The sequence below is a fragment of the Ralstonia sp. 110700041-2 genome (assembly GCF_056280165.1).
In genome coordinates this window covers 19222-37724 of the sequence record NZ_JBSFAI010000001.1, presented here as the reverse complement: position 1 = coordinate 37724, position 18503 = coordinate 19222, and the positions used below count along the sequence as shown (strand labels likewise).

Genomic DNA, 18503 nt, shown 5'->3' with positions numbered 1-18503 from the left:
CCCTACTTGGCTTAATTCCTTTTATCTTCGTGCTAGCTGCTGGTGGTCTCTATGCTTCTCAAAACTGTGGGGGAACATGGCTGCGCGAGTCTTTCGTCTTTCCGGTTTCCTGCATGTTCGAAAGTGCGCGCTACGGGGGCAGTTAAAGCAACCGGTCCAAACGCTGCATTGATAGCGAGTACAAAAATGATCAAAAGAATCTTGCTCTGTTGCCTTGTCTGCGTCGCATTTCAATCAATGAGTTCGGCGGCAGAGCCGCCCACTAGCGAGGCCGCGCAACGGCGTGCCCTGCTGATGGAAGGGCGCTATACCGAGCTGGACCGGCAGATGTCTGGCCTGCAGCAGGCCTATGGACGCGGAGCGATCAGCGACGAGCAGTTGTCGGGAGCATTCAGAGCCTTCTACTACTCTGATTCGGCGATGGAAACCAAGCTCGATCAATGGGTCGCGGAGTTTCCACGTTCCTATGCGGCCTTGTTGTCGCGCGGGATCTACTACATGGCGATGGGATGGTCGCGGCGCGGAAGCAAGTATGCGCGGGACACCACCGATGAACAGTTCGCGGGAATGGGCGCGTACCAAAGTATGGCGCTACGCGATTTATCGAAGTCTGTTGAACTGGATCCAAAGCCGATCTTGTCCTATCGGGAAGGGATTGAAATCGGTAAGGCTCAAGGGATGAAAAAACACAACCGGGTGCTGCTGGAGCAGGCGCTCAGGAAGGACCCGCAAACGGTGGTGGTCAGGCGGGCCTATCTCAAGTCGCTACGTTCGAAATGGAACGGTAGCCCGGAAGAGATGGCTGCTTTTGTCGATGAGTGTCGAAAGGCAAATGTGCCGGCAGCGACGCTGAAGGAATTTTCGGCGCTGGCCATTGCGGACAGCGGTTGGGTCAAGATAGGTAAAAAAGACTTTACGGGCGCCGAAAAGGACTACGCTCAAGCGCTTTCGCTGAACCCGGATGATCGGGATGCACTGACGCAAATGGGCCATGTCCTTATTCGCCAGCAAAAATACGAGCAGGCGCTTGGCCCATTGTCGAAGCTCATCAGCCTCGAGCCGCGTGACACATACGCGCTGTCGGCCAGAGGCTCGATTTATCACCGCATGAAGAAGTCCGACCAAGCCGCAAAAGACTACGCACAGGCCGCAGATTTGGGCGACGCCTACTCCGAAAACGAGCTGGGCAAGTTCTACTGGTTTGGGATTGCGGTGCGTCAGGACAAGGAACGCGCGCTCAAGTTGTTTCGCCAAGCTGCCGAGCAGGGCAATAAAGATGCACAGAACAATCTTGCCTGGGCCTTGACGCAGTGACGAAGAGGCGAGGCAGCCCCGTGCATTTCAGTGCGGGCGCGCTCGCATGAAGGTTTCTTGCGGTAAGTGACTTCGGTGCCACTCATGGACCCCAGTCCGACCCGGCAGGCAGTGTAAACTCCAGCCTTTTTTCGGCACTCGTAGCATGGCGCACGCCCAGCAACGCAGGGCGCTCAGCGGCCCCGCGCTGATCCGCATTCTTGCTCGCCTGACGGACGTCGACGTTTCCGCATCTGCGCAGCCCCTTTCTGACCGGTTGAGCCAATGGCTCAGCTGGACGGATGCCATCACGCTTTCGTCGGCATTGAGCGTGGCACCGCCCGCCAGTGCCTCCAGCACGCGGCCCGTCGGCCCGGACGCCGAAACCATCGGTGGCCGCGTCCGCGCGGCGTTGACGAAGTCCATCGCGTCCAGCTGTGCGCCCGATGCCAGGCCTGGGCCACGCGCGCCGATCCAGAACCCGTCGGTGCCGGTGGTGGTCGACTACGCCGATTTCCGGCAGCGCTACGTGCTGATGCAGCAGACCATGGAACTGGAGATCAGTGACCTGCGTGGCCGCCTGCGGCGCCTGCTGGCTGCCAGGACGCCCGACCTCGCGCGCCTTGCGGTGCTGGATGACAGCATGGAGCAGGCGCTCGCGGCCCGCGAACGTTCGTTGCTGGGGGCCATTCCGTCGATGCTGGGGCCGTACTTCGAGCGCCTGCGCGCGGCCGAGCAGCAGCGGCAGGCCGAGCTGCCCGCGGAGGGCCCGGCCACCCAATCCACATCCCGCGCCTGGCTGGATGCGTTCCGCAAAGATATGCAGAGCGTGCTCCTGGCCGAGCTCGATGTTCGTTTTCAACCGGTCGACGGGTTGCTCGCAGCCCTTCGCCCCCGCTAAGCGGGACAGACACCATTCATGTCCAGACATCACCTGAATCTCATCGTTTTTTCTGTCGGGCTGGCGGCCTTGGGGTGGATTGCCGTCGGCTACCTCGTTGGCGGAAACCTGCTGGCGCTGGCCGTCACGCTCGTGATCGGTGCCGCCTATGTGGCAGGCGCGCTGGAGCTGCGCCGCTATCGGCAAGCCACGGGCACGGTCGCCCATGCCGTGGCAGGGTTGTCCGAGACGCCGCCCAATCTGGCGGCATGGCTGGAGCAACTGCACCCCAGCGTGCGCAATGCCGTGCGCCTGCGTGTGGAAGGCGAGCGCGTTGCGCTGCCTGCGCCCGCGCTGACGCCGTATCTGGTGGGCCTGCTCGTGCTGCTTGGCATGCTCGGTACGCTGCTCGGCATGGTGGTGACGCTCAAAGGCACGGGCGCAGCGCTGGAAAGCGCGACGGACCTGCAGGCGATCCGCGCATCGCTGGCCGCCCCGATCAAGGGTTTGGGATTCTCGTTCGGCACCTCGATTGCCGGTGTGGCAACGTCGGCCATGCTGGGGTTGCTGTCGGCGCTGTGCCGGCGCGAGCGGCTGCAGGCCGTGCAGGCGCTCGACGCAAAGATCGCGACCACGCTGCGCATCTACTCGCACGCACATCAGCGTGAAGAGACGTTCAAGCTTCTGCAGCGGCAATCCGATGTGATGCCCGCGCTGGTTGATCGGCTGCAGGCGATGATGACGTCGCTGGAGCAGCAGGGCGCGGCCAGCAGCGAGCGACAGATCGCCGCCCAGCAGGCATTTCTCGACAAGGCGCAGACCGCTTACAGCCAGCTTGCGTCGTCGGTCGGTCAGTCCTTGAAGGACAGCGCAGCGGAGAGCGCACGCGTTGCCAGCGCAGCGCTGCAGCCGGTGGTGGAAACGACGATGGCGGGCCTCGCGCGGGAATCGGCCGCGCTGCAGGAGACGGTCACGCACGCGGTGCAGCGTCAACTGGATGGCCTGTCGACGCGCTTCGAGGCGACGGCGGAGGCGGTCTCCGGTATCTGGAACAACGCCCTGTCGGCGCATCAACGCTCGAGTGAGGCGCTGGTCGGTCAGGTCGGCACGTCGCTCGACCGGTTTGCTCAGACATTCGAGCAACGCTCGGCGCGGTTGCTCGATAGCGTGGCCGAGCGCCTGGATGCCGCCGCAGACGGACTGTCCGCTGCCTGGCGCGATGCGCTGGCCCGCCAGGAACACGCCCACGCCGAGCTGGCCACCCAGAACCAGCGCGCGCTGGAGGCGGCTGCCGCCACGTTCGAGCAGCACGCCGTGTCGTTGCAAGACGCGTCGCGCCAGTCGCATACGGCGCTGCAAGCCGCACTGGAAGCACGAGACGCGCAACGTCTCGCGGCCTGGACCGAGGCGCTCAGCGCAACGGGCGAGAAGCTCAGCCAGGCGTGGGAGAAAACCGGCGCCGATACGGCGAATCGTCAGCAAGATATCTGCGATGCGTTGGCGCAGACAGCGCGCGATATCGCCGCGCAGCAGGACGCATCGCGCCAGTCGCATGCCGCGTTGCAAGCTGCGCTGGAAGGACGGGACGCACAACGTCTGGCGGCCTGGACCGATGCCCTCGGCGCCATGGGCGCCAAGCTGAGCGAGGCGTGGGAAAAGGCTGGCGCCGATACGGCAAGCCGTCAGCAACAGATTTGCGACGCACTGGCCCAGACCGCACGCGACATCTCCGCGCAAACGCAGGCGCACGCCAACGACACGATCGGCGAGATTTCGCGCCTGGTCCAAGCCGCGTCGGAAGCGCCCAAGGCCGCGGCCGAAGTGGTGGCCGAGCTGCGCCAGAAGCTGTCCGACAGCATGGTGCGCGATACCGCGATGCTGGACGAGCGTGCGCGCCTGCTGGGCACGCTGGAAACGCTGCTCGACGCGGTCAACCATGCATCGACCGAGCAGCGCACGGCGGTGGATGCGCTGGTGGCAACGTCGGCGGATCTGCTGGAGCGCGTGGGCGTGCGGTTCACCGATCGGGTGGAGGCCGAGACCGGCAAGCTCGGCGCGGTGGCCGCGCAGGTGACCGGCAGCGCGGTCGAGGTGGCGAGCCTTGGCGAGGCGTTTGGTGTGGCCGTGCAGCTGTTCGGCGAGTCGAACGACAAGCTTGCAGCCCAGCTGCAGCGTATCGAAGCCGCGCTCGGCAAGTCGCTCACGCGCAGCGACGAACAGCTTGCCTACTACGTGGCGCAGGCGCGCGAGGTGATCGACCTGAGCATGCTGTCTCAGAAGCAGATCCTGGAAGACCTGCAACGGCTGGGTGACCAGCGCGCGCTGGCCGGGACCGAAGCGGCATGAACGACGAGATTGACGGTGGCATCGAGGCCACAGCACCGGTCTGGGCCGCGTTTGGCGACCTGATGTCGGTGCTGCTGGGCGCGTTCGTGCTGATTCTGGTGGGCGTAATCGGCGTGCAGCTGGAGCTGTCCTCCAAGCTGGAGAACGAGGTCAAGCAGCGCGAGGCCGAGGCGCAGCGCCGCAAGACGCTGGAGCAGGCGCTGGCCGGCCCGCTGGCAGCCGGACGCGTGACGCTCGTCAACGGGCGCATCGGCATCAATGGCAATGTGCTGTTCGCGATCAACTCCGATCAGCTGCAACCCGAGGGCCGCACGCTGATGAAGAGCCTGGCGGGGCCGCTGGCCGCGTATCTCACGTCGCGTGAAGAGATCCTGATGGTGAGCGGGTTTTCCGACGACCAGCAGGTGCGTGCCGGCAATCGGCTGTTTGCAGATAACTGGGAGCTGTCCGCCAAGCGCGCGTTGACCGTGACGCGCGCATTGATCGACGAAGGCATTCCCGCATCGAGCGTGTTTGCGGCAGCGTTTGGTTCGCAGCAGCCCGTGAGCTCCAATGCAGACGACGTCGGCCGCGCCAAGAACCGGCGTGTGGAGATCGCGCCTGTTCCCAGGCAAGCCGCTTCCAACGGTGGACGCCGTGAGCCGCATTGATGTGTCCGCGCAGGCCACGCTCGACAGCTGGCGCGCAAGCGGCGCGGATCGGCTGGACCGCGTGCGCTTTTCCTTCATCGAGGCGTTGCATCGGCGTGCGGCCGGCCAAACCGGCGAGGCGCGGCGCCTTCTCGATGCGCGGCTCGGCGAGCTGATCGCAGCCTACGCGCAACACGTCGATCGCACGACGGCAACGTCCGACGCGAGCGATGCAAAGGCACCGGCCGACAGCGCGTTGGCCGAACTGCTGTGTGACATTGCCAGCCGGCAACGCTCGGATGTCGGCAAGGCTGCAGATGGCGGTTCTGAGCCTCATCTGCGTGCATTGCCGGAACTAAAGATGCTCGAAGACGTGCGGCAGACCTGGTCCCGCGTCAGCGCCGAGAAGCAGTTGCGTGAGGCCCTGGACAAGGTGCCGGTGAATGCCGGGCCGCTGAATTCGAGCAGTCTCGTGCATCGGTCGCTGCTGTTGATGCGTGAGGTGTCGCCCGATTACCTGCGGCAGTTTTTGTCGTATGTGGATGCGCTTTCGTGGCTGGAGCGCATGAGCGGGGATGGCGCTGTCGGCGGCCAGGATGCTGCCCGCAGCGGTGGAAAGGCGGCGCGGGGCAAGGCGCGCTAGGCATCACAGCAGAGAGTCATTCGGCGAGGCGGCATCGGCCGCACTGCCCGCCGGTTCTTTCGACCGGCAAGCACGCAAAAAAAGGGAGCCGAAGCTCCCTTTTTTTTGCGGCGGCGATCAGCTGTTGACCGCTGCGTCCTTGACCTTTTTCAAGGCGCGGACTTTGACGCGCACGGTTGCCGGTTTGGCTTCGAACCACTGATCCACACCGGTAAAGGGGTTCTTGCCGAAGCGGCGCTTGGTTGCCGGCACCTTGACCGACGTCACCTTGAACAGGCCCGGCAGCGTGAACTCACCCGCGCCCTTCTTGTGCAGCGAAGCCACGATGGTGTTCTCCAGATGGAGCAGCACCGCCTTCACCGCCTTGGCGTCGACGGCGGCTTGTTCAGCCAGATGGCTCACCAGGCTCGCCTTGGTGAACGTGTCCTTCAAAGGCTTCAGGGTTGGCGTCGTTGCAGCAGGCTTCTTTGCTGGCGCGGCCTTCTTTGCCGGCGAGGCCTTCTTTGCAGCGGTCTTGGCAGCGGTCTTGGTTTTGGTGGCCATAGTGAAAATAGATGGTTGGGTAAAGTTGACCATTCAATGGAAGCGACACCTGTGCAGCGCGCTTCGAGCAAGCATAGCAAAGGTTGACCGCCGTGGAGGCGTTATCTAGGCTGTTTTAGGGGCCAGGGAACACTTATTGCATGCGGTTTGGGGTCCATCACCCAGTTAAAGCATCCCAGGTTCAGCACAGACATGTCCCAACGAAAATCGTCGCACAGCGCGGTGAGCCCCAAAAACCGTGCGCCCATACTCGCCCGGCTGCGCCAATCGAAGATGACGCGCTCCACGCATGCGTACGTTCGCGGCAGCACCGCAAAGTTCTACGAGTGGCTGAGCGAGGTGCAGTCGCACACGTTTCCCGAGGGGCCGACCATCTGGATTTGCGGCGATTGCCATGTCGGCAACCTCGGCCCGATCGGCCATACTTCCGGCGCCGCGCGCATACAGATCCGGGATCTGGACCAGACGGTGCTGGGCAATCCCGCGCACGACCTGATCCGGCTTGGCGTCTCGTTGGCGACGGCCGCACGCGGTTCGGACCTCCCTGGCATCGTGACCGCACGCATGGTGGAGGCGCTGATGGCGGGGTACCTGCACGGCATCGACCCCGATGCAGCGTTGCGCTTGCCGCCGCGCCCTGCATCCGTGCGCACAGCCATGAAAGCGGCGACTGCACGTACGTGGAAAGAGCTGGCCAAGGAGCGGCTGAGTGACACGTCTCCATCCATTCCGCTAGGGCGCCATTTCTGGCCGCTCTCACGAGAAGAGCGGCGCGAACTGAAACATCTGGTGAGCCAGCACGAGGTGCTTGCCCTGGTGGCGCGTCTTTACGAAATGCCGGGCGAAGCCTCTGTCAGCATTGTGGATGCGGCGTACTGGGTCAAAGGGTGCAGCTCGCTCGGTCAGCGGCGTTATGCCGTCTTGCTGGCCGTCGATCAGGACCGCGGGCCGCGGTATCGGCTGATCGATATCAAGGAGGCGGGCAAGGCGGCGGCGCCCAGTGCTTCTTCAGGCGAGATGCCCCGGATCAACGGCGAGCGCGTGGTCACGGGCGCGCGCCGTCTTTCTCCTGACCTGGGCGATCGAATGGCATGGGGGCGCATGCTTGGCGGTAGCTTTTTCATGCGCGAGCTGCAACCGCAAGACCTGAAGCTGTCGGTCGACAAGCTGGAGCACAAGGACGCCACGGTCCTGGCCGCATATCTGGGCAACGTCGTCGGCCTTGCGCATGGCAGCCAGATGCCCCGGGATGTCGCGATGGCATGGCACCGTGAGTTGCGGGCGCGTCATGGACGCTCCATCGACGCGCCGTTCTGGCTCTGGTCTTCGATTGTCGATCTGCTTGGGCTGCATGAGCGCCAGTATCTCGAGCACTGTCGCGCCTGGGCAGGCTGATCTGCTGCGCTGCATCTCTCCACGGGCACAAACGCTGCTATCGAGCCTTCGGAGCCATCGCGAGGCAATGATGGAGGATGGCGCTCGGCTGCCGAAGTGCGCAGTCAAGACAACGGCAACGTGGCGCGGTGCACATGGCGATGGGCGCGCCTATGCAAAGATGACTGCCGTGACCTTGGACGAGGATTTCGACAAACCGGCGGACGTCGTGCTGGGCCATGTTTCGCTGGCCGACTTCCTTGCGGCAGCGTGGGTATGTGCGGCGCCCGCCTGACCGGGTCAGGGCGGTAGCGTCATCCCGCATCGCTATGCGACGAGATGAACGAGCAGCGCGCCGTTCAACCCAGCCACCAGCACGGCCCCAACCGTCGCCACTAGAACCAGGCCGCGCCCGGCGGCATGCTGCCCCATCAGGTCCGGCCGGCGTGCCAGCCAGATCAGCGCCGCCATGGGAAACGGCACCACCATGCTCAGAACCACCTGACTGAGCACCAGTGCCTGCGTGACATCCATGCCTGCGCCGATGACGATGAACGCCGGCACCATGGTGATCAGTCGGCGCATCCATACGGGCAGGCGTACACGCAGGAAGCCTTGCAACACCATCTGGCCCGCCATCGTGCCGACCGCGGAGCTTGAGAGCCCCGATGCGATCAGCCCGACCAGAAACACCAGCCCCGCCGATGCCCCGAACAACGGCGCCAGGGTGATATAGGCATCCTCAATGCCAGCCACCTCCGCATGTGCGCCGTGAAACGCGCCTGCTGATACCACCACCATGGCGAGGTTGATGCAGCCCGCGGCGGCCAGCGCTGCCACCACCTCGCGGTTGGAATAGCGAAGCAGTTGCGATGTCTCAGACGCACTCCGTGGGCGCACGCGCGTATTGACCAGTCCCGAATGGAGAAAGAGCGCGTGAGGCATCACCGTGGCCCCGACAATGCCAGCCGCCAACATGAACGCATCGGGCGGCAGTGCGGTGGGAACGAAGGTTTGCCGCAGCGCCGCCGCCCACGAGACAGGCAAGATCCACACTTGGATGATGTAAGAGATACCGATGACGGCCACCAGCGCGCCAATCATGAGTTCGACAGAGCGGAACCCCCGCACTTGCAGCATCAGCAAAAGATAAGTCAGCACACCCGCGAGGACCATGGCGTACAGCAAAGGTATCCCGGTCAGCAGAGCGATACCGACGGCGGCACCGACGAACTCCGCAAGGTCGGTCGCCATGGCCGCAAGCTCGCTGATGAACCACATGCCAAGCCCGGCCGGCGCGGGCAAGTGCGTGCGACAGAGCTGCGCCAGGTTCCGGCCCGTCACGATGCCCACGCGGGCAGAGAGCATCTGGAACAGCATCGCCACCAGGCTGGATGCGAGCACGACCCAAAGCAGTTGATATCCGTATCGCACGCCGGCTTCAATGCCCGTGGCGATATTGCCCGGGTCGATATACGCCACCGAAACCACCACGGCCGGCCCGACAAACGGCGTGAACGTGCGCCAACCACGTCGCCGGCCGTCCAGCGCTTCGCGCGCGTGGGCAATGACGCATCTCGATGCAGAAGAGCCGTCGGGTTCAAGCGCGAGACTGTCGTCCATGGATGCTCCAGGATAGGCGGCGCAGGGCCCTTCGCAACGCTCGTACCCGATGGCTCGCTGGCCAAGCGTGCAGCGTGCGATGGAATGGGTGTTGCGGAGAAGGGACGCGCCATGAAGGCACCCATCCTTTCCGGAGAACACCCATGTTCATGCACAACAAGCGATTGCAGTACACCGTACGGGTCAGCGAAACCGATCCTGGCTTGGCCAACCTGCTCCTGGAGCAGTTCGGTGGCCCGCAAGGCGAGCTTGCTGCCGCCATGCGCTATTTCACGCAAGCCGTGGCAGAAGAGGATGCAGGCCGCAAGGACATGCTGTACGACATCGCGACGGAGGAGCTGAGCCACCTTGAGATCATCGGCACCATCGTCGCCATGCTCAATCGCGGTGCCAAGGGGGAATTGGCGGAAGCGGTGGATGAGCAGGCGGAGCTGTATCGCAAGCTCAATGGCGCCGGTAACGACAGCCATGTGACGCAGGTGCTTTATGGTGGGGGCCCATCGTTGACCAACTCAGCAGGCGTTCCGTGGACGGCCGCCTACATCGATTCACTGGGCGAGCCGACGGCGGACCTGCGTTCGAACATTGCGGCCGAAGCCCGCGCCAAGATCATCTACGAACGGTTGATCAACGTGAGCGACGACCCCGGTGTGCGCGATGCGCTTGGCTTTCTCATGACGCGCGAGGTGGCGCATCAGAAGTCGTTCGAGAAGGCGCTCTACGCCATCAACGGCAACTTCCCCCCCGGCAAGCTGCCGCCGGTGCCGGAGTTCAGCGATGCGTATTTCAAGATGTCGCGCGGTGGTCCCATCGTGCAGGCACCGTGGAATAGCGGTACGGGTCTTGAGTTGGTCGCAGACCCCCCGATGCCTGCGGACGGCGGAGACGGCAACGCGTCGGTCAACCTGACCGATGCCGAACTGGCTGCGCTGGAGGCCATGAAGACGCGTCTGGCTTCGGACCCGGCTGTCGATCCGACCACCGGTGCGGAGCTTGGTGAAGCGAAGGCGTGATGACCGCATCCAGGCCCGGGTGCAGCGTCACTCGGGCCTGGACATTGCGTCTGCGTCAGACACCGCGCGTTTCAAGCCCGAACAAATATGGAGGCGCTCATGCATATGCGAGAACTGCTTGCGATCGCGGCGCTCACCCTTGCCGTGATTGCCATCTACTCGCTCGCCCGCGGCCTACCCGCCGGTGTGTTCGGGGCAGGCGAACAACAACGCGCGCCGATTCACTCGAGAGTCGATCCCCCGCACGAACAACGAGAAGTTGCGCCTTAGCTCGGCAGCGGCCAGACGCGGTCGTTGGCGATAGCAAAGAGCGCTTCCCCCGGCTCGGGCGGTGCGGTCCACAAACCTGTGAACTCGCCAAATGCGGGCAGCAACGCGCTGGTGGGACCAAAGCGAAAGCATGGCAGCCGGAGCCGGTCCTTTGCGCGCCCACTGATGACGACGCCCGGGTGCACGTGACCGGCAATGACGTAGCAATCGGGCACCACCTGCGGCTCATGGCATAGCGCGAAGGGGCCGATTGGCCACGGCTCTTCCACCACGTTGAAGTGCAAGCCCGCAGGCGGGTCGCCCGCATGACGGTCGTGGTTGCCGCGGACCAGCGTGCAGGCTACGTCGGCGTGCCGGGCGCGCCAGGCGACAAGGGCGTCCAGCGCTGCGTGTGCCTCGCGCGCGTGGAGGAGGTCGCCCAACCACGCGATCTGTGCGACGGGCAGCCGCGCCAGCATCGCATCCAAGCGGGCGATAGCCTGACCGGTGCTTCCGGTGGGCACCGGCACGCCGCGCGCGCGGAATGTCGCGCCCTTGCCGAAGTGCGCATCGGCCACCATCAGCATGCGTCGTGCGGGCCACCACAGCGCGCGCTCGGGCAGGAGCCATACGGTTTCGCCCGCGCATCGGATGACGAGGTCCTGAGGAGGCGTCATAGCAGTGGGAGCGGCTTCGAAGTCTTGCGTGGCCGGCGCGTGCGGCGGCTGGACTTGCCTGCTGCGTCGGGCGATTCGGTCAGGCGCAATGCGGCCTGTACATCTGTCTCGATCTCCGGCCGTGTTGCGGCATCCGGGTCGGTGGGCTCGGGACCGGCGGCGCGTTCTGCTTCGGCCAGCATGCGTGCGATCCGATCAGCGAGCTTCTCGGTTGAAAGCTGCTCGCGAAACCGCTCCACCATCAACGGAAAACCGAACGGCGATGGACGTTTCAGTGCGCATAGCTGGAGCTGCAAGCCGCGCATGCGGACGAGGGCGGCTTCGATACGGTCGAGATCCAATTCCTGGCGCAGCACTTCGGTTTCGGCCTGCGACAGCAGCAAATTGCCCGGGTCGTGGCGCCGGAAGACTTCATAGAACAGGCCCGAAGATGCCTGCAACTGGCGCGCGCTCTTGTGCGCACCGGGGTAGCCCTGAAACACCAGACCCGATACGCGTGCAATCTCGCGAAAGCGGCGTTGCGCCAGTTCTCCGGCGTTGAGGCTGGCCAGCACATCGTGCATCAGCGTGTGAGTGGCAAAGAGTTCGCCGCTGGCCAGCAGCGCCGGCCAGTCGATGGGCGTGGCCGACAGCAGTTCGAGGCCGTAGTCGTTGAACGCGAGTGAAAAGGTGGCCGGCGTGCGATTGGCTGCGCGCCAGCCCAGAAGGCTCGCCAGGCCCAGGTGCGCATGCCGCCCGGCAAACGGGTAGAGAAAGAGATGCCAGCCCTCGCGGGAGTGCAGCGTCTCGGCGACCAGCATTGCCGTGGTGGGCAGCGCAGACCAGCGCGCCTGCAACTCCAGCAGCGGCCGCGCGGCCTCCATTTCGGGGCTGTCGAAGCGCGCATGTGCTGCCGCGTCGAGCTGCGTCACCACCGCGTGTGCCAGCTCGGTGGAAAGCGGCATGCGGCCGCCGTTCCAGCGGGGCACGGCGGCGCGTTTGCCGGTGGCACGCCTTACGTAGGCGGTCATGTCCTGCACGCGTACCAGCTCCAGCAGGCGGCCTGCAAACATGAAGTTGTCACCGGGGCGCAGCCGCGCAATGAAACCTTCTTCAATCGACCCCAGTGCGCCGCCACCGGACGCGTGCCACCAGCGCACGGTCATCGTTGCATCGCTGACGATGGTGCCGATGCTCATGCGGTGTCGCCGCGCGAGCCGTGCATCGGGCACGCGCCAGATGCCGTGTTCATCGGGCATGACGCGGTGGTAGTCGGGGTAGGCTGTGAGCGAGTGGCCGCCCTGTCGCACGAAATCGAGCGCCCATTGCCACTCGTCGTCGTGCAGATCCCGGTAGGCCCAGGCGCGGCGCACTTCCTGCAGCAGCGCGTCGGGCACAAAGCCGCCGCCCAGTGCGACCGTCACCAGATGCTGGACCAATACATCCAGCGGCTTGTGTGGCGATGTGCGGGCCTCCACCTGTCCTGACATGGCCGCAGCGCGGGCCGCAGCGCCTTCCACGAGTTCAAGGCTATGCGTGGGCACCACCGTCACGCGAGAGGGCCGGCCAGGTGCGTGGCCAGATCGCCCCGCACGCTGCAACAGCCGCGCCACGCCCTTGGGCGAGCCGATCTGCAGCACGCGCTCCACCGGCAGAAAGTCCACACCCAAATCCAGGCTTGACGTGCAGAACACCGCCTTGAGCATGCCTTGCTTGAGCCCCGTCTCGACCCAGTCGCGCGTTGCGCGATCCAGCGAGCCATGATGCAACGCAATCAGCCCCGCCCATTCCGGCCGCGCATTGATGACCGCCTGATACCACAACTCCGCCTGCGAGCGCGTATTGAGAAACACCAGCGCGGTGCTGGCACTTTCCAACTCTTCCAACACGTGCGGCAGCATCGCCATGCCAAGATGTCCGGCCCACGGAAACCGGCCTACGCCATCGGGCAGCAGCGTATCGATCTCCATACGCTTGGGCAGGTGCCCTTGTACCAGCGTGCCGGCGGTGGGGGTTCCTGCGTCGCCCAGCGCGTCCATGGCTTCCGCCAGGTTGCCCAGCGTGGCGGAAAGCCCCCACACGATCAGATCAGGCGACCACGTGCGCAGCCGTGCCAGCGCCAACTGGACCTGCACGCCACGCTTGTTGCCCACGAGTTCGTGCCATTCATCCACGACCACCACGCGCACCGAGCCGAGGGCCTCGCGTGCATCGGCTCGTGCGAGCAGCAACGACAGGCTTTCGGGTGTGGTCACCAGGGCCGTGGGCAAGCGGCGTGATTGCGCGGCGCGTTCGGCGCTGCCGGTGTCGCCGGTGCGCAAGCCGAGCGTCCAGTGCGGCGCCAATGCCTGTGCGGCTTCGGTCAATGCGCGCGTGGTGTCGGCCGCCAGCGCGCGCATGGGTGTGAGCCACAGCACCGACAGCGGCGGTGCGCCGCCGCGCCCGCGCACCTGCGCCAGCCGCTGCAGCGCCCCGAGCCAGACCGCATAGGTTTTCCCCGCACCTGTGGTGGCATGCAGCAGGCCCGATTCGCCGCGTGCCATGGCCGACCACACGGTGCGCTGGAAGGGCATGGGCGTCCAGCCACGCGCAGCAAACCACGTATCAAGGTCGGGCAGTGCAGGTTCGTTCATGACGGCGGTAACAGGCTTTCCAGCGTCTGCAGCGTATCGGCTTCTGCGACGGGCTTGTCGTGTCGCCAGCGCAGCATACGCGGAAACCGCACCGCGATGCCGCTCTTGTGCCGCGCGCTGCGCGCAATGCCTTCAAAGCCGAGTTCGAATACCAGCGTCGGCGCCACGCTGCGCACCGGGCCAAAGCTCTCCACTGTGGTCTTGCGGATCAGCGCGTCCACCTGGCGGATCTCTGCGTCGCTCAGACCGGAGTACGCCTTGGCAAAGGGCACCAGCTTGCGCTCGGGCGCGTCGGGCGGTGCATCCCATACGGCGAAGGTGTAGTCGGTGTACAGACTCGCGCGCCGGCCATGGCCCCGCTGCGCATAGATGAGGACAGCGTCTACCGAGAACGGATCGACCTTCCATTTCCACCAGACGCCCACATCCTTGGTGCGGCCCACGCCGTAGCGCGCATTGCGTCGCTTGAGCATCAGCCCTTCCACGCCCAGCTCACGCGAAGCTTCCCGCTGCTGCGCAAGATGCTGCCAGTCGTCGCCTTGAAGCAGCGGAGACAGCTCGAGCGCCGGATGGATGCATTCGGCAATCACGCGTTCGAGTTGCGCGCGCCGCTCGCTCTGCGTGCGCTCGCGCAGATCTTGCCCCTGCCATTCCAGCAGGTCATACGCCAGCAGCACGGCCGGCGCTTCCCGCAGCACGCGCGCATTCAGCGTCTTGCGGCCGATGCGTTGCTGGAGAAGCGCAAACGGCTGTACGCGGCCCGCATGCCACACCACGATCTCGCCGTCGAGCACGGTGCCGGACGGCAGCACCTCCGCCATGGCGGACAGTTCGGGAAAGCGTTCGGTGATGAGTTCCTCGCCGCGTGACCACAGCCATGCGCTGTCGGCGCGGCGCACGAGCTGCGCGCGGATGCCGTCCCACTTCCATTCGATTTGCCATTCAGCGGGCGCGCCGAGCAGGCTATCGAAGGCGTCCACTTCGGCCTGCAGCGGGTGCGCAAGAAAGAACGGATACGGGTGCCCGGTATCGAGCGCGTGGCCGTCGACGCTGGCATCGGCCAGCAGCGCCCGGTAGCGCTCCGCGGCGGGCGCCTGCCCGATGTCGGTATAGCCCATCAGCCGTTGCGCGACGTGCTTGGGGTCGGTGCCGCCCACCTCAGCCAGCGCGCGCGTGACCAGCAGTTTCGACACCCCCACGCGAAACGCCCCCGTGATCAGCTTCATCAACACCAGCCGCGCATGCAGCGGGAGCCCGCGGCACAGTTCAGCCAGACGCGGCAGCACCACTTCGGGTGGCTGCCCGCGCAACGGCAGCAGGCGGGCTTCCATCCATTCGGCCAGGCTGGCGTCATCTGCGTGATCTGCATCGGGCAGGACGAGCGCGATGGTCTCGGCCAGGTCGCCCACGGCCTGGTAGCACTCGTCAAACAGCCATTCGGGCAAGCCGGAGGTGGTCTGCGCAAAGCTGGCGAGCACGCGCACCGGCACCAGCTGGCGCGGCTTGCCGCCAGCCAGGAAGTAAACAGCCCACGCAGCGTCGGCATCGGGCGCGGTGCGCAGATAGGCCACCAGTGCGGCCAGCTTGCCGTTGCTCGATGTGGTGGCGTCGAGCTGCGCGTACAGATCGGCAAAGGCTTTCATGACGCGGGCGTGTCCTCTGGCGCGCCTGCGGTGGGCGTATCACCTGTTCCGGCGGCTTCGCTTTCTTCGGCCTCGTCGCCATACTCGGTGGCGAAGGCGCGCGCATCCAGGCCGCGTTCGCCCAGCCACCGCACCATGGGCGCGACCTGTCCGTGCGTGACATAGACACGCGTGGCCCCCGTGGCGTCGATGGCCTGCAGCAAGCCGGGCCAGTCGGCATGATCGGACAGCACGATGCCGCGATCGACGCCGCGCCGCCGACGTGCGCCGCGAAGCTGCATCCAGCCGCTGGCAAACGCATCGGCATAGTCACCAAAACGCCGCATCCACGACGTGCGTTGTGCGGAGGGCGGTGCCAGCACGAGGGCACGCCGCAAGTCCGCGCGTGGCACGTCGGTCGCGAGTTGCGTGGGTGGCAGCGCCACGCCCGCGTGTCGATAGGCGGCATCCAGTTGCAGCATGGCGCCGTGCGAAACAATCGGCCCAATGTCGGTATCGAGGCCAGAAAGAATGCGCTGCGCCTTGCCGAACGCGTAGCAGAACACGACGCTTGCGCGCCCCGCGTCGGCATTGCCGCGCCACCATGCGTTGAGCTGCGCAAAGATCTCGGTCTGCGGCCGCCAGTGGTAGATCGGCAGCCCGAAGGTGGATTCGGTGATGAAGGTATTGCATCGCACCGGCTCGAACGGCGTGCAGGTGCGGTCCGCCTCGACCTTGTAGTCGCCGGACACGACCCACACTTCGCCGCCGTATTCCAGCCGCACCTGCGCGGAGCCCAGCACGTGACCCGCCGGGTGGAAGCTCAGCCGGACGCCGTGGTGGACGATGGATTCGCCGTACGGCAGCGTCTGCAGGGGGATATCGGCACCCAGGCGCGCGCGCAGCACGCCGGCCCCAGGGGCGGCAGCGAGGTAGTGCTGGTGCCCGACGCGGGCGTGGTCACTGTGGGCGTGCGTGATGACGGCGCGGTCAACCGGCCGCCATGGGTCAACGTAGAAGTCGCCTGCCGTGCAATACAGGCCGCTGGGCGTGGTTACGATCAGGTCCGCTGCGCTGGTCATCGATTGCTCTCATTAGATGCCCCCTCATCCGACGCCCGCGACAGCCGCCCGCGACAGCGTCAGCGCAATGGCTGCTTGCGTACGGGCTCGGCACGCATGTCGGCCGGGCCCCCGGGCCCTGCGGCGGCGGCACCTGGGCCGGCCGAATCACCACCACTAGGCTGACGCGTTCCCGCGGAAGTGTCCGCGGGCTGCGTGGCGGGCGACTTCGGTGCGGAGGCCGGCATGGTGTCCGGATACCGCGACAAGGAGTGCTTTGCCGTCTTGGGTTGAACCGCTGGAGCGGCGTCTGGCGATGCCGGGTGCGGCTCAGCCGGCTGCGCAAGCGAAAGCCCGCTGCCGGACGTCGATACCAGAAAGAATAACCAACCTGCGGCTGCTTGTTTTGCTGCTCGTAATCCCTGATGCATGCATGGGCTCCGTTGCGCTCCCGTGGAGGAAGCAGCCGGCATGCCAGGCGTGCTGGCGGGCGATTGCAGAGCGGTTGTGGAGCGGTCGGGGGTCGCGGCTGAGGAGGCGGTTGGCCATTTCTTCAAGGGTGGGAAAAAGGACGGTCAGCGGCCCTGGACCTCCGAAAACCGGTGAGCGCTACTTCTCAGTTGCTGAGCGACCCATCCAGAATTTGATCTGTATCAGCCAGCGAAGGCCAGCATCGACATACCGTGGGGTCCTATTAGAAAGAGCCATCCAATAGGCTAAAAACGGGGGAGCATCATGCTTGAGCATCAACCAGACGAGGTGGTCGCCGCCGCTCTTTGGGAACTGGAGTCCTCGGTGTGCCGTGCATTACCCAGAGGAGCGCTCGTCAGGTCGGCCCGAGCCCACTGCGGCGGCTATGACGTGGCAGCGAAATGGTCGATGTCGACAGTCCGTGGAAATCGGCAGGAATGTGCGTTAGCCGTGCATTTCAGCCTGGCAGAGGCCAAAGCGTACTGCCGATTGAACCACCCAAGACGGGAGGAGATCTGTCGGCGCGTGAGCGAATGGCTGTACGTCCAGTTGGAATTTCAGGGCGGAGAGTTGTGCGCAGACACAGGCTACGACCTGGTGCTCACCGCGCCAAACGTCTTCTTTCTCGATGAGCGAGACGCCATTCAAGTGGGCCGTGAAGACCGGGAACACGATTTTTCGCTCTATCGTGGCGCGTCATTGCCGCCACTGATGTGAGCGGAAGTTCTGTCCAACAGCGGCTGGGTTCTGTCCTGTCCGCTGCTTGACTCTCTAAACGCAGGTTCGTTGTGCGCCGTCAACGCACGGGGTTACGCAGCATCTACCTTCGAATGGCGGCCCGTCAATGTGGGCATGCGGAAATGCGGAGGCCTTATGCGCGAGTGGATCAGCGAAGCCGAGACGACTTGTCTGCGTGAACTCCAAGATGCGCTAACTGAGACGCTGCCCCGTCGCGCCGTCCTGCGACTTGAAGGCGATGAGCTAGACGGGATAGGCGTCCACGCGTGGTGGATAGTAGAAGGCCCGCAAGGCGCCAAGCAGGTCAACTCGTTTTCATTTCACCTGACGGAGTTGATGTTGCAGGCCTACTTTCACCAGTCGATCGACGCTCGTGCAAGTACGTGCGGGCGATTGAAGGATTGGGCGCACTGGGCGCTCGAAGGCGCAGAAGAGACCGACGACAACGAGATGGGCTTCGATATCTGCGCGGTGGTCCCCGGAAGCATCTTTCACCCAAGCGGCAATTTACAGCGGCCGTAACGGCTCGGTCGCAGGGCGGATAGCGCTTTGCGTCGTTGTTCACATTGGGTGGCGGGCAGAGGGCGTAACTTACAGCTGGGATGGGCGGCGGAGCCTCTGGGGCTTTTCTAGCTAGCATCGCTCCACGACGCTCCCTGATGAGAGTAGGACGTCGGCCTTCTCATGTGAGTCAAACGTTTGCTTCTGATAGAAAAAAAGCGCCCCTGC

The 18503-nt window shown here is 64.9% G+C and carries 15 protein-coding genes; 9 read left to right on the top strand and 6 right to left on the bottom strand.

Annotated features, from left to right (window positions below):
- Nucleotides 1-186 precede the first annotated feature (186 nt).
- The 5 genes from ACUXH0_RS00140 to ACUXH0_RS00120 all read left to right on the top strand — a co-directional run bounded on the left by ACUXH0_RS00140 (nt 187) and on the right by ACUXH0_RS00120 (nt 5791).
- Nucleotides 187-1314 carry a DUF4034 domain-containing protein gene (locus ACUXH0_RS00140; RefSeq protein WP_182593648.1) on the top strand — a complete coding sequence of 376 codons (1128 nt, stop codon included), beginning with the start codon at nt 187-189 and terminating at the stop codon, nt 1312-1314.
- A 145-nt stretch (nt 1315-1459) separates the two neighbouring features.
- Nucleotides 1460-2194 (top strand): DUF3348 domain-containing protein, encoded by a 735-nt coding sequence (locus ACUXH0_RS00135; protein WP_024541787.1) that lies wholly within the window; start codon nt 1460-1462, stop codon nt 2192-2194.
- An 18-nt stretch (nt 2195-2212) separates the two neighbouring features.
- Nucleotides 2213-4519 (top strand): DUF802 domain-containing protein, encoded by a 2307-nt coding sequence (locus ACUXH0_RS00130; RefSeq protein ID WP_024541788.1) that lies wholly within the window; start codon nt 2213-2215, stop codon nt 4517-4519.
- Nucleotides 4516-5169, top strand: a complete 654-nt coding sequence (locus ACUXH0_RS00125; protein WP_004631550.1) for an OmpA family protein — start codon at nt 4516-4518, stop codon at nt 5167-5169. The genes ACUXH0_RS00130 and ACUXH0_RS00125 overlap by 4 nt, the downstream gene beginning before the upstream one ends.
- The gene (locus ACUXH0_RS00120) at nt 5156-5791 is read left to right on the top strand and encodes a DUF2894 domain-containing protein (protein ID WP_024541789.1); all 636 of its coding nucleotides are present in this window, start codon (nt 5156-5158) and stop codon (nt 5789-5791) included. The genes ACUXH0_RS00125 and ACUXH0_RS00120 overlap by 14 nt, the downstream gene beginning before the upstream one ends.
- Nucleotides 5792-5908: 117 nt before the next feature.
- Here ACUXH0_RS00120 and ACUXH0_RS00115 read toward each other — a convergent pair whose 3' ends face one another.
- On the bottom strand, nt 5909-6334 hold the full coding sequence (locus ACUXH0_RS00115; protein WP_004631552.1) for an HU family DNA-binding protein: 426 nt from the start codon (nt 6332-6334) through the stop codon (nt 5909-5911).
- A gap of 192 nt (nt 6335-6526) precedes the next feature.
- On the opposite strand from ACUXH0_RS00115, the gene ACUXH0_RS00110 reads away from it, so the two are divergent.
- On the top strand, nt 6527-7729 hold the full coding sequence (locus ACUXH0_RS00110; protein WP_004631553.1) for a DUF2252 family protein: 1203 nt from the start codon (nt 6527-6529) through the stop codon (nt 7727-7729).
- A gap of 306 nt (nt 7730-8035) precedes the next feature.
- Here ACUXH0_RS00110 and ACUXH0_RS00105 read toward each other — a convergent pair whose 3' ends face one another.
- Nucleotides 8036-9331 carry an Nramp family divalent metal transporter gene (locus tag ACUXH0_RS00105; RefSeq protein ID WP_024541792.1) on the bottom strand — a complete coding sequence of 432 codons (1296 nt, stop codon included), beginning with the start codon at nt 9329-9331 and terminating at the stop codon, nt 8036-8038.
- Between the two features lie 143 nt (nt 9332-9474).
- On the opposite strand from ACUXH0_RS00105, the gene ACUXH0_RS00100 reads away from it, so the two are divergent.
- Nucleotides 9475-10344, top strand: a complete 870-nt coding sequence (locus ACUXH0_RS00100; RefSeq protein WP_024541793.1) for a manganese catalase family protein — start codon at nt 9475-9477, stop codon at nt 10342-10344.
- Nucleotides 10345-10610: 266 nt separating this feature from the next.
- On the opposite strand, the gene pdeM is transcribed toward ACUXH0_RS00100, so the two are convergent.
- The 4 genes from pdeM to ACUXH0_RS00080 are packed head-to-tail and all read right to left on the bottom strand — an operon-like array spanning nt 10611 to nt 16586.
- Nucleotides 10611-11270 carry a ligase-associated DNA damage response endonuclease PdeM gene (pdeM, locus tag ACUXH0_RS00095; protein WP_024541794.1) on the bottom strand — a complete coding sequence of 220 codons (660 nt, stop codon included), beginning with the start codon at nt 11268-11270 and terminating at the stop codon, nt 10611-10613.
- Nucleotides 11267-13882, bottom strand: coding sequence for a ligase-associated DNA damage response DEXH box helicase (locus ACUXH0_RS00090; RefSeq protein ID WP_024541795.1), 2616 nt, complete (start codon nt 13880-13882; stop codon nt 11267-11269). The genes pdeM and ACUXH0_RS00090 overlap by 4 nt, the downstream gene beginning before the upstream one ends.
- Complete coding sequence (locus ACUXH0_RS00085) at nt 13879-15525, bottom strand: ATP-dependent DNA ligase (RefSeq protein WP_024541796.1); 1647 nt, start codon at nt 15523-15525, stop codon at nt 13879-13881. The genes ACUXH0_RS00090 and ACUXH0_RS00085 overlap by 4 nt, the downstream gene beginning before the upstream one ends.
- Nucleotides 15522-16586, bottom strand: coding sequence for a ligase-associated DNA damage response exonuclease (locus ACUXH0_RS00080; protein WP_024541797.1), 1065 nt, complete (start codon nt 16584-16586; stop codon nt 15522-15524). Before ACUXH0_RS00080 ends, ACUXH0_RS00085 begins: the two co-directional genes overlap by 4 nt.
- A gap of 714 nt (nt 16587-17300) precedes the next feature.
- Here ACUXH0_RS00080 and ACUXH0_RS00075 point away from each other — a divergent pair.
- Together ACUXH0_RS00075 and ACUXH0_RS00070 are read left to right on the top strand one after the other, a co-directional pair.
- A complete protein-coding gene (locus ACUXH0_RS00075) occupies nt 17301-17753 on the top strand; it encodes a hypothetical protein (protein WP_024541798.1) in 453 nt (150 codons plus the stop codon).
- 156 nt (nt 17754-17909) lie between these two features.
- Entirely contained in the window at nt 17910-18296 is a 387-nt protein-coding gene (locus ACUXH0_RS00070) for a hypothetical protein (protein ID WP_024541799.1), read from the top strand.
- Nucleotides 18297-18503 lie beyond the last annotated feature (207 nt).

Coding starts and splice junctions, on each gene's coding strand:
- ACUXH0_RS00140 (WP_182593648.1), top strand. CDS start 187: ATGATCAAAAGAATCTTGCTCTGTTGCCTTGTCTGCGTCGCATTTCAA.
- ACUXH0_RS00135 (WP_024541787.1), top strand. CDS start 1,460: ATGGCGCACGCCCAGCAACGCAGGGCGCTCAGCGGCCCCGCGCTGATC.
- ACUXH0_RS00130 (WP_024541788.1), top strand. CDS start 2,213: ATGTCCAGACATCACCTGAATCTCATCGTTTTTTCTGTCGGGCTGGCG.
- ACUXH0_RS00125 (WP_004631550.1), top strand. CDS start 4,516: ATGAACGACGAGATTGACGGTGGCATCGAGGCCACAGCACCGGTCTGG.
- ACUXH0_RS00115 (WP_004631552.1), bottom strand. CDS start 6,334: ATGGCCACCAAAACCAAGACCGCTGCCAAGACCGCTGCAAAGAAGGCC.
- ACUXH0_RS00110 (WP_004631553.1), top strand. CDS start 6,527: ATGTCCCAACGAAAATCGTCGCACAGCGCGGTGAGCCCCAAAAACCGT.
- ACUXH0_RS00105 (WP_024541792.1), bottom strand. CDS start 9,331: ATGGACGACAGTCTCGCGCTTGAACCCGACGGCTCTTCTGCATCGAGA.
- ACUXH0_RS00100 (WP_024541793.1), top strand. CDS start 9,475: ATGTTCATGCACAACAAGCGATTGCAGTACACCGTACGGGTCAGCGAA.
- pdeM (WP_024541794.1), bottom strand. CDS start 11,270: ATGACGCCTCCTCAGGACCTCGTCATCCGATGCGCGGGCGAAACCGTA.
- ACUXH0_RS00090 (WP_024541795.1), bottom strand. CDS start 13,882: ATGAACGAACCTGCACTGCCCGACCTTGATACGTGGTTTGCTGCGCGT.
- ACUXH0_RS00085 (WP_024541796.1), bottom strand. CDS start 15,525: ATGAAAGCCTTTGCCGATCTGTACGCGCAGCTCGACGCCACCACATCG.
- ACUXH0_RS00080 (WP_024541797.1), bottom strand. CDS start 16,586: ATGACCAGCGCAGCGGACCTGATCGTAACCACGCCCAGCGGCCTGTAT.
- ACUXH0_RS00075 (WP_024541798.1), top strand. CDS start 17,301: ATGCTTGAGCATCAACCAGACGAGGTGGTCGCCGCCGCTCTTTGGGAA.
- ACUXH0_RS00070 (WP_024541799.1), top strand. CDS start 17,910: ATGCGCGAGTGGATCAGCGAAGCCGAGACGACTTGTCTGCGTGAACTC.